16 protein-coding genes and 2 tRNA genes are annotated in these 13,411 nt (G+C 34.0%); 9 read left to right on the top strand and 9 right to left on the bottom strand.

From position 1 onward, the window contains the following. The first annotated feature begins 1 nt into the window (after position 1). The 3 genes from OZP11_RS11065 to OZP11_RS11055 all read left to right on the top strand — a co-directional run bounded on the left by OZP11_RS11065 (position 2) and on the right by OZP11_RS11055 (position 696). Positions 2-74, top strand: a tRNA-Gly gene (locus tag OZP11_RS11065). Between the two features lie 14 nt (positions 75-88). Further along, a tRNA-Leu gene (locus tag OZP11_RS11060) sits at positions 89-174 on the top strand. Between the two features lie 141 nt (positions 175-315). After that, entirely contained in the window at positions 316-696 is a 381-nt protein-coding gene (locus OZP11_RS11055) for a DUF1508 domain-containing protein (RefSeq protein ID WP_281235256.1), read from the top strand. 122 nt (positions 697-818) lie between these two features. Here OZP11_RS11055 and OZP11_RS11050 read toward each other — a convergent pair whose 3' ends face one another. Further along, a complete protein-coding gene (locus OZP11_RS11050) occupies positions 819-1,043 on the bottom strand; it encodes a PG1828 family lipoprotein (protein WP_281235255.1) in 225 nt (74 codons plus the stop codon). A 345-nt stretch (positions 1,044-1,388) separates the two neighbouring features. Continuing rightward, positions 1,389-2,618 (bottom strand): 3-deoxy-D-manno-octulosonic acid transferase, encoded by a 1,230-nt coding sequence (locus OZP11_RS11045; protein ID WP_281235254.1) that lies wholly within the window; start codon positions 2,616-2,618, stop codon positions 1,389-1,391. 137 nt (positions 2,619-2,755) lie between these two features. On the opposite strand from OZP11_RS11045, the gene OZP11_RS11040 reads away from it, so the two are divergent. The 4 genes from OZP11_RS11040 to OZP11_RS11025 all read left to right on the top strand — a co-directional run bounded on the left by OZP11_RS11040 (position 2,756) and on the right by OZP11_RS11025 (position 6,274). Further along, positions 2,756-3,886, top strand: coding sequence for a DegT/DnrJ/EryC1/StrS family aminotransferase (locus OZP11_RS11040; protein WP_281235253.1), 1,131 nt, complete (start codon positions 2,756-2,758; stop codon positions 3,884-3,886). Between the two features lie 37 nt (positions 3,887-3,923). Beyond that, the gene (gene galE / locus OZP11_RS11035; protein WP_281235252.1) at positions 3,924-4,940 is read left to right on the top strand and encodes a UDP-glucose 4-epimerase GalE; all 1,017 of its coding nucleotides are present in this window, start codon (positions 3,924-3,926) and stop codon (positions 4,938-4,940) included. Between the two features lie 84 nt (positions 4,941-5,024). Then, positions 5,025-5,930: a DMT family transporter gene (locus tag OZP11_RS11030; protein ID WP_281235251.1), complete on the top strand. Its 906-nt coding sequence runs from the start codon at positions 5,025-5,027 to the stop codon at positions 5,928-5,930. A gap of 59 nt (positions 5,931-5,989) precedes the next feature. Next, on the top strand, positions 5,990-6,274 hold the full coding sequence (locus OZP11_RS11025; RefSeq protein WP_281235250.1) for a hypothetical protein: 285 nt from the start codon (positions 5,990-5,992) through the stop codon (positions 6,272-6,274). 164 nt (positions 6,275-6,438) lie between these two features. On the opposite strand, the gene fabD is transcribed toward OZP11_RS11025, so the two are convergent. Together fabD and OZP11_RS11015 are read right to left on the bottom strand one after the other, a co-directional pair. After that, positions 6,439-7,311: an ACP S-malonyltransferase gene (gene fabD, locus OZP11_RS11020; protein ID WP_223709566.1), complete on the bottom strand. Its 873-nt coding sequence runs from the start codon at positions 7,309-7,311 to the stop codon at positions 6,439-6,441. 72 nt (positions 7,312-7,383) lie between these two features. Then, positions 7,384-7,746, bottom strand: a complete 363-nt coding sequence (locus OZP11_RS11015; RefSeq protein ID WP_281235249.1) for a DUF983 domain-containing protein — start codon at positions 7,744-7,746, stop codon at positions 7,384-7,386. A 92-nt stretch (positions 7,747-7,838) separates the two neighbouring features. Between OZP11_RS11015 and OZP11_RS11010 the strand changes: the two genes are divergently transcribed. After that, the gene (locus tag OZP11_RS11010) at positions 7,839-8,702 is read left to right on the top strand and encodes a helix-turn-helix domain-containing protein (protein ID WP_281235248.1); all 864 of its coding nucleotides are present in this window, start codon (positions 7,839-7,841) and stop codon (positions 8,700-8,702) included. 256 nt (positions 8,703-8,958) lie between these two features. Here the strand turns inward: OZP11_RS11010 and OZP11_RS11005 are convergent, their stop codons facing one another. Beyond that, positions 8,959-9,492: a YceI family protein gene (locus OZP11_RS11005; protein ID WP_281235247.1), complete on the bottom strand. Its 534-nt coding sequence runs from the start codon at positions 9,490-9,492 to the stop codon at positions 8,959-8,961. 305 nt (positions 9,493-9,797) lie between these two features. Further along, on the bottom strand, positions 9,798-10,514 hold the full coding sequence (locus OZP11_RS11000; RefSeq protein WP_281235246.1) for a pirin family protein: 717 nt from the start codon (positions 10,512-10,514) through the stop codon (positions 9,798-9,800). 485 nt (positions 10,515-10,999) lie between these two features. On the opposite strand from OZP11_RS11000, the gene OZP11_RS10995 reads away from it, so the two are divergent. Then, on the top strand, positions 11,000-11,974 hold the full coding sequence (locus tag OZP11_RS10995) for an integrase core domain-containing protein (RefSeq protein WP_281231038.1): 975 nt from the start codon (positions 11,000-11,002) through the stop codon (positions 11,972-11,974). 49 nt (positions 11,975-12,023) lie between these two features. Here OZP11_RS10995 and OZP11_RS10990 read toward each other — a convergent pair whose 3' ends face one another. From OZP11_RS10990 to OZP11_RS10980, 3 genes are all read right to left on the bottom strand, one after another. After that, complete coding sequence (locus tag OZP11_RS10990; protein WP_281235245.1) at positions 12,024-12,380, bottom strand: hypothetical protein; 357 nt, start codon at positions 12,378-12,380, stop codon at positions 12,024-12,026. A 133-nt stretch (positions 12,381-12,513) separates the two neighbouring features. Further along, complete coding sequence (locus tag OZP11_RS10985) at positions 12,514-13,089, bottom strand: Crp/Fnr family transcriptional regulator (RefSeq protein WP_073407828.1); 576 nt, start codon at positions 13,087-13,089, stop codon at positions 12,514-12,516. Continuing rightward, a complete protein-coding gene (locus OZP11_RS10980) occupies positions 13,089-13,409 on the bottom strand; it encodes a DUF6370 family protein (protein ID WP_281235244.1) in 321 nt (106 codons plus the stop codon). Before OZP11_RS10980 ends, OZP11_RS10985 begins: the two co-directional genes overlap by 1 nt. Positions 13,410-13,411 lie beyond the last annotated feature (2 nt).

The raw sequence follows: 13,411 nt of genomic DNA, 5'->3' as shown, positions 1-13,411 counted from the left end.
TGCGAAAATAGCTCAGTTGGTAGAGCGCGACCTTGCCAAGGTCGAGGTCGCGGGTTCGAGCCCCGTTTTTCGCTCAAAACCATATAATGCTCGGATGGTGAAATTGGTAGACACGCTGGACTTAAAATCCAGTGAACAGCAATGTTCGTGCGGGTTCAAGTCCCGCTCTGAGTACTAAAGCCTCTTCTTTTGAAGAGGCTTTTTTTATTTGCAAAACTTGTGAATGATAAATTTACGTAGTAAATTTATTAGAAAGTCTAAGAATCTACGGGATTCTAAATCTAAAATCAACAATCTAAAAATTAAAATTTCTAAATGGGTGCTTTTGTAATTAGCAGACGGTTTAATGATGAATATAAATTTGTGTTTACTTCAAGAAAAGGGAAGGTTATTTTTACCAGTCTGAGTTATGAATTGCGATTTGAGTGTGAGGAAGATATAGAGAGGTTTAAAAGGACGATAGAGCTTGCTAAGTTTTTGAAATTTAAAGGCTCGGGAGGGAAGTATTTTTTTAAACTGATGCTTGATGGTGTTCATTTTGCAACAAGTCGAAAATATACAACAGAATTGCTTCTTCAGAAAGGGATAAAGGAAATTGTTACCTATGCTTCGAAATCTGAGATTCTGGATTTCTCGTCAAACGATTTGATTTTTGAAGATCAGGAGGTTTTGGTTGAAGAAGAAGCGGAAGAATAAAAAAAAAGCGTGCTGAGAAATCAGGACGCTTTTTTTTTTATGGGTTAACCGGATTTTGAGGTCTGGTCAAAAAAAAACCATCGATTTCGATGGTTTTAAAATCTTTAGAATTTAGGTTCTAATTATTTTTTTACTTCTTCAGCAGCTTTAGTAGCTTCAGTAGCAGCAGAGTCAACTTTTGCAGCAGCAGAGTCAACAGTTGTAGCAGCAGAATCAACTACAGCAGCAGCAGAATCAACAGCAACAGCAGTAGAATCTACGTTTTCAGTAGCTGCAGCGTCAGCTTTTTTACAAGATACAACAGTTAAAACAGCAACAACAGCTAAACTTAAAAATACTTTTTTCATCTTACTTTATTATAAAAGGTTAATTATTAATTCGTGGCAAAGATATAAATTTTTTAATATGTAAAATATTTTTTCACTTTTTTTTTAAAATATTTTCCTTACTCACGTTTATCTTATTTATCAAAGAATATGCCAAAATTATAAAATTATCTTAAATTATTTAATGTTTGGCTTAAATTATTTTTTGTTGAATATTCGTTAGAACAATTGGCTGTTTGAATTAAGAGCTTTGCAGTTTATTTTGTTTTTTAAGAGTATTGCATCATTTTAAAAAAGGAATAAAACAGTAGTCTTTGGTTTTTTTAGCGCAAATAAATCTTAAAATTGTATCTTATACAAGATCTGTTATGAAACAACTCTCAAAATGGTCTCAGTTGCTCCTTTGTTGTTCTGAATGAATGATTTGCAAATTTCGCTTTTCTCTTTTAAGAAGTTTTCGTCAGTTAATAACCGATCAAAAATTTCTTTCAATTCGTTTGTATTGGATATTGGTATACAGCCTCCAAGTTCGGTCAGCGAAACAGCTTCTGCAAAATTAGAATAATTTGGGCCTATTACAATCGGGATTCCAAATGCGGCTGGTTCCAGTATATTATGGATTCCCGGGTTTCCAAATCCGCCTCCAACATAAGCGATGGTTCCATAACTGTAAATTTTGGTCAGAAGACCTATTGTGTCTATTATAAACACATTGCAGTTTGATAAATCTTTGTTTTCTTTTTCAGAATATAAAACGACCGATTTAGAAATCTGCGATTTAAGGTTGGAAATCTGATCAGCTTTAATGTTGTGCGGGGCAATAATAAACTTCACATTGTCCGGAGCCTGATTGATATATTCGGAAATTAGAACTTCGTCTTTTGGCCATGAACTTCCTATAACGATTGTAGTTTGATTGTTTTTGAAATTTTCAATAAAATCCAGGCTGTTATCTCTTTCCAAAATAGCGTTCACACGATCAAAACGCGTGTCGCCGGAAACAATGACATTTTTAAAACCAATGCTTTCAATTTTTTGTTTGGAGCTTTGGTTCTGTACAAAAAAGTAAGTAAAGGCATTAAGCGCTTTTTTGTAAAAACCGCCGTACCATTTAAAAAACATTTGTTTGTCTCTGAAAATTCCTGAAACCAAATATGTTGGAATTTGGTTGTTCTCTAATTCTTTGAGATAATTAAGCCAGAATTCGTATTTAATAAAGAAAGCAAATTCAGGGTGAACCAGTTTAATAAATTTCTTTGCATTTCGTTTTGTGTCAAGTGGTAAATAGATTGTAGCATCTGCGACTGTGTTATTTTTACGCACTTCGTATCCAGATGGTGAAAAAAAGGATACAATGATTTTATGCTCGGGATATTTTTCTTTGATTTTTTCAATAACAGGAAGTCCCTGTTCGTATTCGCCCAGTGAAGCAGAATGAAACCAGATGGTTTTGTCATTGGGTTTTATTTTTTCTGCTAAAGTTTGAAAGACGTTTTTCCGGCCTTCAACAAAAAGCTTAATTTTCGGACTAAACAGTGCTATGATTTTTAAGAAAAATCCTGCGACGTATATGGTTAAATTGTATAAAAAAAGCATCTAATAATTTTTGTGGCTAAATTACATTTCTTTCGACTATTTTCATTGGTTTGAAGCTATTAATAACTATTTTTGTTCCTCCCTTTAGAGATTTCTGTTGTTAAAAACAGTGTCTTTAATTTTAAATACATTCAAAAATGAAAAAAATTCAAATGGTTGACTTAAAAAGTCAATATGAAAAAATAAAATCTACTGTAGATGCTTCAATTCAGGAAGTTTTAGATACCAATACTTACATTAACGGACCTTTAGTTCATCAGTTTCAAAAAAATCTTGAAAATTATTTAGGTGCAAAACACGTTATTCCTTGTGCAAACGGAACAGATGCTTTGCAGATTGCTATGATGGGACTGGACCTGAAACCTGGCGATGAGGTTATTACTGCCGATTTTACTTTTGCAGCTACAGTTGAGGTTATCGCTTTACTGCAGCTGACTCCGGTTTTAGTTGATGTTGATCTTCACAACATGAATATCGATATTGAGGCTGTTAAAAAAGCAATTACGCCAAAAACAAAAGCAATCGTTCCGGTTCATTTATTTGGACGCGCTGCCAATATGGACGCGATTATGGAAATTGCAGCAGAACATAATTTATATGTAATCGAAGACAATGCTCAGGCAATTGGTGCTGATTATATTTCGAAATCCGGAGCAAAAACAAAAGTTGGAGTTATCGGGCATGTTGCGGCAACGTCGTTTTTCCCTTCTAAAAATTTAGGTTGCTACGGAGACGGAGGAGCTATTTTTACAAATGATGATAAATTGGCGCACATCATCCGCGGTATTGTAAATCACGGAATGTATGAGCGTTACCACCACGATGTTGTGGGTGTTAATTCACGTTTAGACAGTATTCAGGCAGGTGTTTTAAATGCAAAATTGCCTTTACTGGATGAATATAATCAGGCACGTCGTCTGGCTGCAACAAAATACAATGCTGCTTTTGCCGGAAACGCAAAAATTATTACTCCGGAATTTGATGCAAATGAAAACGATCACGTTTTTCATCAGTATGTATTAAGAATTATCGATGCAGATCGTAATGCTTTGATGCAGCATTTATTAGATAAAGGAATTCCGTGTGCAATTTATTACCCAATTCCGCTTCACTCTCAAAAAGCATATTTAGATCCTCGTTATAAAGAAGAGCAGTTTCCTGTTACTAATCAATTAGTTCAGGAAGTAATTGCTTTACCAATGCATACAGAACTTGATGACGAACAGATCAAATTTATAACTGACAGCGTTATCGAATTTTTAAAATAATATAACAGCCAAAAAAATAACCACAAATAACCAAATAATGAAAATATTAGTAACTGGAGGACTTGGATTTATAGGATCTCATACAGTAGTTGAATTACAAAACGTAGGTTTTGATGTTGTAGTAATTGATGATCTTTCTAACTCTTCTGAAGAAGTTTTAAAAGGAATTGAAAAAATTACAGGAAAACAGCCTGCTTTTGAAAAAATTAATTTAAGAGAAAAGAAAGCTGTAGAAGATTTCTTTAAAAAATACTCGGATGTTACAGGTGTTATTCATTTTGCGGCGTCAAAAGCGGTTGGAGAAAGTGTTGAAAACCCATTATTATATTACGAAAATAACATCAGCAGTTTAGTGTATCTTTTACAAGGGTTACAGCAAAAACCGGAAGCGAGCTTTATTTTTAGTTCTTCCTGCACTGTTTACGGTCAGGCCGAAAAAATGCCGATTACAGAAGATGCACCGGTTCAGGCAGCCATGTCTCCTTATGGAAACACCAAACAAATTGGCGAGGAAATTATAAACGATACGGCTAAAGTTACCAATATAAGCGCAATTTTACTGCGTTATTTTAACCCGGTTGGAGCGCATCCTTCTGCAGAAATTGGAGAATTACCATTGGGAGTTCCTCAAAATCTGGTTCCGTTTATTACCCAGACAGGAGTAGGACTGCGTCAGGAATTATCTGTTTTTGGAAATGATTATCCAACACCTGACGGAACTGCTGTTCGCGATTATATTCACGTTGTGGATCTTGCAAAAGCGCACGTAATTGCTTTGCAGCGTTTATTAAACAAGAAGAACTTAGCAAAAGTAGAGACTTTCAATTTAGGAACAGGAAAAGGAAGTTCTGTTCTTGAAGTGATTAACAGTTTCGAAAAAGTCAGCGATAAAAAACTGCCTTATAAGATGATGCCTCGCCGTGAAGGTGATATTACTGAGGCTTACGCAAATACAGATAAGGCAAATAACGTCTTAGGATGGAAGGCTGAATTAAGTCTGGATGAAGCGATGGCAAGTGCTTGGAAATGGGAACAAAAAGTGAGAAATAAATAGTTTTTGAAATAAAATTATAAATTTTAAAGTCCCAGATTATAGCAATATAGTTTGGGACTTTTCTTTTAATGGTATTTAATTTTTATGAAAAAAGATTTAGATTATAAATTAATATTTGCCTTAGCGGCTGTTGGAATTATTTGGGGCACAACATTTTTAGGAATTAGAGTTGCGGTTGAAACTATTCCGCCCTGGTTTGTAACCTCAATTCGTCAGGGATTGGCGGGAATAATCATGATGATAATTTTATTGTTCAAAAAAGAATTAAAATGGATCGGCTGGGAAAATTTAAAACATCAGCTTGTTCCTTCTATTTTGATGATTGTGGTGGCAAATGGTTTTACGACCGTTGCAGAACAGACTGTGCCAAGCGGACTGGCTTCGGTAATCAGTGCTATGTCTCCTATATTAATTTTTCTGGGCAGTATTTTATTTAAATTACAAAAGCCAAGTTTAAAAGGATTTGTTGGAGTCATAGTAGGATTTTCGGGAGTGGTTTTTATATTTAAAGATGGGCTGGGATCTTTTTTAGATGCCGATTACAGAATCGGAATGATGTTTATGGGATTTGCGATTACTGCCTGGGCAGCCGGAACAATTTATACCAAAATTCATGGGAATAAATCTAAAAATATAGTTCTGAATTTATTTTACCAGTTTACAATGGCTTCGTGCATTCAGATCGTTTTGGCATTTATTTTTTCACCTGCTATCGATGTCAATTTATGGAGTACTACAAGTATTTTAGCTGCATTGTATTTGTCAATTTTTGGATCTGTAATTGCTTTTTTCAGCTATAATTATGCCTTAAAACACGTTACGCCGGTTCAGGTTTCTATTTTAGCGTATATCAATACCATAATTGCGGTATTTTTTGGCTGGCTGATTTTGAATGAAAAAATTACTGTTGATTTTATAATAGCTACAATCCTGATTATTTTAGGCGTTTTTATTATTAACTACAAAAAGAAGGAAAAGACAGCTTTGTAAAAACGATCAAGTTTGATTCAGTCTATTTTGTAATTTTATAAGAATCAAGAATAGGAGTTATGAGCAAGGCTAAAGAAAATAAAAAGAGCGACAAGGTTGAAGAGCCTGCAGCAGAATATGAAATTCAAAAACCAAGACGACAAGGTATAGATCCTGAAACTTTTGATTTTGATGCTGAATTTACAAAAGGTTTAACTCTGGAAGAAGCAAAAGTGGAATCAATTAGAAGAATCCTAGAATGGTGGCCAGATAATTTTGATTATGAGTTTGAAAATGGCTTGACTCCAGAGGAATTTAAAATTGAAATGTCTAAAAGAATTAAAAGTTATCCTTGGAAAAAATAACTTAGTATATAAAAAACAAAATCCTCATAAACTGATTAAAGTCTATGAGGATTTTTTGTTTTTTGTTATCCTGCAAGGTTTCCAAAACCTTGTAGGCCTTTTTAAGCTTAGATACCTACAAGATTTTGGAAATCTTGCAGGAGTTACAGCTGAATACTCAAAATTTAAGCATTAGCTGTAGCAGCTTCTTTATCAATTTTATTAATCAAGCCAGCTAGTACTTTTCCAGGGCCAACTTCAGTAAATAAAGTTGCACCGTCAGCGATCATTTGCTGAACAGACTGAGTCCATTTTACAGGAGCAGTTAATTGAATGATTAAGTTCTTTTTAATTTCGTTTGCATCAGAAACTGCATTTGCAGTAACGTTTTGATACACTGGACAAATAGGAGTAGAGAATGTAGTTGCTTCAATTGCAGCTGCTAATTCTTCTCTTGCCGGCTCCATCATTGGAGAGTGAAAAGCACCTCCAACAGGCAAAATTAAAGCACGTTTTGCTCCGGCAGCTTTCATTGCTTCGCAAGCTTTTTCAACAGCAGTAGTTTCTCCGGAAATTACCAATTGACCTGGACAGTTATAGTTTGCAGCAACCACAACACCGTCGATCGAAGCACAAACTTCTTCTACAACATTATCAGCTAAACCTAAAACAGCCGCCATTGTAGATGGAGTAATTTCGCAGGCTTTTTGCATTGCCAGAGCACGTTGAGAAACCAATTTAAGTCCGTCTTCAAAAGATAAAGTTCCGTTTGCTACTAAAGCAGAGAATTCTCCTAAAGAGTGTCCTGCAACCATTTCCGGTTTGAAATCTTCTAAAGTTTTTGCTAAAATAACAGAGTGTAAAAATACAGCAGGCTGTGTAACTTTAGTTTCTTTTAGTTCTTCGGCAGTGCCTTCAAACATGATATCTGTAATTCTGAAACCTAATATTTCATTAGCTTTTTCGAATAATTCTTTGGCTAAAGCCGAATTTTCATAAAGGTCTTTACCCATTCCTGTGAACTGCGCTCCCTGACCCGGAAATACGTATGCTTTCATTTGTCTAATTTAATTTTTACTTTTTTTAAAATTGAAAATTAGTTTCAATTGGAAAGCAAAAGTACTATTTTTTTAGCTCGTATAACCCTTGAACATATAAATCCACGCTAATCTCGAAAATCTAAGATTAAAAGGAGTCAGTAAAGTAATCACAACAGCAATGATTGGAAGGATTCTTAAGTCGAAGTTGGTTTCGAAAAAATATTGTGCAATACAATATGTCGCAATTCCTTGAGCTACTGTTAATCCGTAGTTTACATACATCGCTCCAAAGAAATAACCAGGTTCTTTTTGAAATTTATAATGGCAGTGACTGCAATATTCATTCATTTTTGGAAAACTGAAATTGAAAAAAATATTTTTGTCGGTAAAAACTTTTCCTTTGTGACAAACAGGACATTCGTTTTTTAAAATATGAGTTAATGCGCTTGACATGACTTTGTTATTTTTGTTTATACAAAGGTAATTTGTAATGACTTAAAAGTCTTTTTTATATCTTCGCTTATTATAGCACAAAAAAGACATTTATGAAAAAATATCCAATTTATAGTGTTCAGAATTTTAGCTGTAACGATATTCATCGTGATTTTTACGTCAATACTTTTGCAGAACATTTAAAAAGTCACAGTTTTGTCGAAGAACCACACCGTCACGATTCCTATTTAATGGTCTTTTTTACCAAAGGTTCAGGATTGCATGAAGTCGATTTTGACCAATTCGGTATCAAAAGAGGAAGTCTTTTCGTGCTGCAGCCCGGACAGATGCACCATTGGAATTTATCCGAAGACATCGAAGGTTTCGTCATTATCTTTTCTCAGGAATTGTACAATTTGTATTTCGGACAAAAAAAGATCAACGATTATAATTTTTATCATTCGATTCATAACCGGCCGGAAATGGTTTTTGAAGAAAATGAAATTCCAAAAATTCTTCCTTATTTTGATTTGCTGATTCAGGAAAACAGCCAGAATAATAAATATCAATTAGATAAATTACTGAATTTATTAGACTGCATTCATATAGAAATAGCGAGAAAATATAATGAAACCTATTCGCATCAAACCCATTCCTACAACGTCAAAATCAATACGTTCGAATCGCTTTTAGAAGAATATTTCAGAACTGAAAAACTACCTTCGTTCTACGCAGAAAAACTAAATATTACACTGAAACATTTAAACAGAATTTGCAACGAAATTCTTCAAAAAACAGCAACAGAAGTAATCACAGACCGAGTTATCCTGGAAATCAAAAGAATGTTGATGGATAAACAATTAGCTATAAACGAAGTCGCATTGAAAGTCGGCTACGAAGATTACTCGTACTTCTCGAGATTCTTCAAAAAACAAACCGGAATGTCACCCACAGAATTTAGGAATACTGTTAGATAGCCACGACCCGAGCGACAGCGAATAGACGAAGTAATTCACGAATTATTTTTTTATTAATCTTTGGGGGGTATTTTGGTTTCACGCAGATTTTACAGATTTAAGCAGATTAAGAATAAATTTGCGTAAATCTGCTCAAATCAATTTAAATCTGCGTGAAATAAAAAAATAATTCGTGAATTCGTGGCGGAAAAAATAAAAGCCCTGCGAGTAAACGCAAGGCTTTTAACCAACCAAATTAAAACCTAATTTTTATAGATTAAGCTTGTTTTACGAATTGTAATTCGATGTTTAATTTTACTTCTTCGCCAACTAACACACCGCCAGTTTCAAGAGCAGAGTTCCAGTTTAAACCCCAATCTTTACGATTAATTTTTCCTTCTATGCTCAAACCAACTTTAGTATTTCCCCAAGGATCAGTCAGGATTCCGCTGTATTCTACCGGAAAAGTTACGGTTTTAGAAACACCTTTAATGTTTAAATCTCCAGTGATTTCATAGCTTCCTGCATTGATTTTTTTGAAAGAAGAAGCTTTGAAAGTTAATTTAGGGTGATTTTCAACATCAAAGAAATCCCCGCTTCTTAAATGTCCGTCTCTGTCTGCATTTGCAGTATCAACAGACGCAACATCAGCAGAAAACTGAATGTCTGCATTTTCAAAATTTTCTCCGTCTGTAGTAATTTCAGCGCTGTATGTTCCAAATTTACCTGAAACATTAGTAAACATCATGTGTTTTACTTTAAAACCAATTTCTGAGTGAGTTGGGTCAATTGACCATTTTGTAGTTGCCATAATTTTATTTTTTTAAATAATTAATTTGTTTCATTTTGATAGGACAAAGTTACGGTGACAGTTGTCCTGAAGCACTTAACCTAGATTAAGAAATAAAAAATGTGATAATTTAATAACCAATTTTAATTCGTTTTGAACAGACCTAAAAGGTTATTAAAACCTGTCAGTTCTCCGCTTATTAATAAAGTTAGCCTTTCTTATTTTGTTTTTTATCAATTAAAGGTTAAAAAAAAGAAACGATAATAATCTGATTTCCAGATTTATTATCGTTTCAAGGTACAGGTATTTAATTGTTTTTGTTTGAATTAATAATTCATCGGAATGTCCATTAATAAAAATTCAGCATCTGTATTTGCTTTAATGTTTAAAGTATCAGTTCCTGAAATTCCAACCGCGTCACGAGAATTTAATTCCTGACCGTTGATGGTTACATTTCCTTTTAAAACGAAAGCGTAAACTCCGTTTCCTTCTTTTTTAATTTTATATTCTGCAGTAACTCCAGAATCGAAATTTCCCATATTAAACCAAGCATCCTGGTGAATCCAAACACCTTCATCATCTTGATTTGGAGATAAAACCTGAGATAATTTGTTATGTCTGTCAGCAACATCTAAAGTAATCTGCTGATAACGCGGCGTAACATTTCTTTTGTTTGGGAACAACCAAATCTGTAACAATTTAGTCTGCTGGTCATTGTTTGGATTAAACTCGCTATGCTGAATTCCGGTTCCGGCACTCATTACCTGAATATCGCCATTTTTGATCACTTCAGTATTTCCCATACTGTCTTTATGAGCCAAGTCACCTTCTAACGGAATCGTAATAATTTCCATATTATCGTGAGGGTGGGTTCCAAATCCCATTCCGGCAGCAATCGTATCATCGTTCAAAACACGAAGTGCCCCAAACTGAATTCTGTCCGGATTGTACCAGCTTGCAAAACTAAAGCTATGATAAGCATTTAGCCATCCGTGATTTGCATTTCCTCTTGATTCTGCTTTGTGTAATACTATATTTTCCATGATTTTGTCCTTTTGTTATTTTTATAGTACAAAGATACCACCATGGTAAAGGAAAAGCACTTAACCTAGATTAAGAAAAGATTCTGAGGCTCTAAGTTGCTAAGATTCTAAGGTTTTCTTTTAAAGTTTAATTATCTAATTGACACATTCTCAAATTATCTAATTTATTTTTTGAAGCAGAAACATTGGTTTTTAAAAGACGTTCAGTCCCGCTATCCGTTTCAATCTTTTGTGTCTCGTTAAAAAACGATACACAAAAGGATTTCCACTTCTATCGGGGCTAATTTAGAAGTTTTTGTTTTCATAACTAGAGACGGAAAGTAACCACAATCTTGTCATCTCGACGAAGGAGAGATCTCCACAAGTAGCTCTACAAAGATTGGTTATATTACATGAGGAGTTTCTAACGGAGATTCCTCCTTCGTCGGAATTGTAAAAGTTAGATAATTCGGTAACAAAATTTAACTTTAATAAATTTTGTTGGGATGAGAAACAATAGTCAGGATTCAACATTGGAAAGAAACTATTTAGAGAAGTACCGTTTTCTAATTAAAGAATATGAACAAGTTAAAAACAAGACCCATCCCTTGTACAAGAAGGCAATGGATTTTTATACGGCCAATGATACTTGCAGAAAGAGTTTTTTAAAGTATTATAATCGATATAAACAAAGTGGAAAGTCAGTAGATTTACTGCCTCAAAAACGTGGCCCAAAATATAAAACCAGACGCCCTTTGCCGTTCATAGAACAAAAAGTGGTTGAATTACGGGAAAAGGGAAACAATAAATATGAAATTGTTAGTATCTTAAATCCCAAATTGGGAAAATACACACCCTCATATTCTGGAGTTTACAATATTTTAAAGCGGCATAAAATAAACAGATTAACTCCGAAGATCAAAAAGAATCATCAGAAAATAATCAAAGAAAGAATGGGACAGCTGGGTCATATTGATTGTCATTATTTAAGCAAAAGCGTAATTCGCGGAGAAAACAAAAAACTCTATTTAGTCTGTGTAATTGATGATTACAGCCGTATTGCCTGGGCAGAATTAGTTCCGGACATCACGAGTTTAACAGTAATGTTTGCCTCATTAAAGTGCTTGAATATCTTAAGCAGTCATTATGAAATAAAATTTGAAGAGATATTGTCTGATAATGGGGCTGAATTTGGAATCAAAACAAGCAAGGTAAAAAATCAGCATCCATTTGAAAGAATGCTCATGGAATTAGGAATAGTTCACAGGTACACAAGACCTTACCGTCCGCAGACAAATGGCAAGGTTGAACGTTTTTGGAGAACTCTCGAAGAGGATTTATTACGGGATACTGATTTTGATTCGCAAGAAGAACTGAAAGAGGAATTATTACAATATTTGTATTATTACAATCATGAAAGACCACATCAGGGAATTGATGGAAAAAAACCAATTGAAATGATAAATCCGTTACCGAAATAAGTAACCTTTACAGGAATGACAAAAAAAGCGCGGCAAGAAATAAAAGAAACTATTTTATCTTAATTAATCTCCCTTTTCCACTTGTTATATCCAGGTAATTACCGCCGCCACTCTTATCATGCATATAAAATTCAATGGTATCTTTTTGAATTTGATCTTTTGAAATAGTTATAATTAGATCAGTATTTATGAAGTTTTCTAATAGTATAATATTGCCATAAGAAATCTTTCCTTTCGGCATGAACTTGTTGTCAAAAATAAAAACACTATCCTTAAAAGTAATTTTATCTTTTTGAATGTAAACATTTTCGTTTTCAATTAAATAATTGTAGCGGCCATTAAGTTTGTCTGTTTTCTGGCTTAAGGGAATTAATAACAAAATTAGTACTGAAGCGAAATATTTCATAATTGCTATTGATGTTTTAAATTTTAAATTTTTTCCGCCGCGAATTCATAAATTTTTTCCCTGTAATTATTGAAAATAAAAATGAGTGCATTACTTCGTAGGTTTACTTTCGTTCGGTTCGCGGCGGAAAAATCTATTTCTTCAAAAGCCGGGCTTTCATTTTGCTGAAAAATTCAGGTGTTACCCCAATAAAAGAAGCAATTTGTTTTTGAGGAACTTTGTGAACTAATGTTCCGTATTTTTTAGTGAATTTTTCGAAGCGTTCTTCGGCTGGTAAACTTAAGTTGTCCATTAATCGCTGTTGATTCGCTACTAATGAATTTTCAATTAAAATCCTGAAAAAACGTTCCAGTTTTGGGATTTCAAGATACAATTGTTCCTGATTTTCTTTGGATAATGAAACCACTTCGGCTTCTTCGAGAACTTCAATAAAAAGCTGTCCCGGTTTCTGCGAAAAAAAACTGTACATATCACTCATCCACCAGCCTTCGCAGGCAAAAGAAAGGACATGTTCAACAATATTATCATTGATATTAAAACTTCTTAAAATGCCGGAATTTACAAAATACGAATGTTTACAAACTTCGCCGGCATTTAATAAAAGCGTTTTGGCTTTGTATGTGTTTGTTTCTAATTTAGATAAAAAAAGCGCCTGTTCTTCCGGGGTCAGCGAAACGTGTTTGGCAATGTTTTCAAGAATTAATGCCATTATTTTTTATCGTCAATTAAAGTAAATGAAGTTGCTTTGAATCTATTGCCTACAATTTCTCCTGTAACAGAAGCTTTTCTAACGGCGTTGCAAAAACCTTTATCTGAATGTGCATCTCCATGATCGTGAATGGATGTTCCGTCAACAAAATAGGTTTTTCCGTCAATACGGACAGCTAAATCACAGCTTTTGCCTTTCATTCCAAATTGACATTCTCCGCAGGAAGCTTCAACTACTGTTGGTTTGTCAAATTTCTTTTTGCTTTGTGCCTGTACAGCGATTCCAATAAAAAGAAATGCTGCTAATACTATATTTTTCATAA

This window comes from Flavobacterium gelatinilyticum (genome assembly GCF_027111295.1).
GTDB lineage: Bacteria > Bacteroidota > Bacteroidia > Flavobacteriales > Flavobacteriaceae > Flavobacterium > Flavobacterium gelatinilyticum.
The sequence above is the reverse complement of the archived record's forward strand: the minus strand, read 5'-3'. Positions and strand labels throughout refer to the sequence as shown.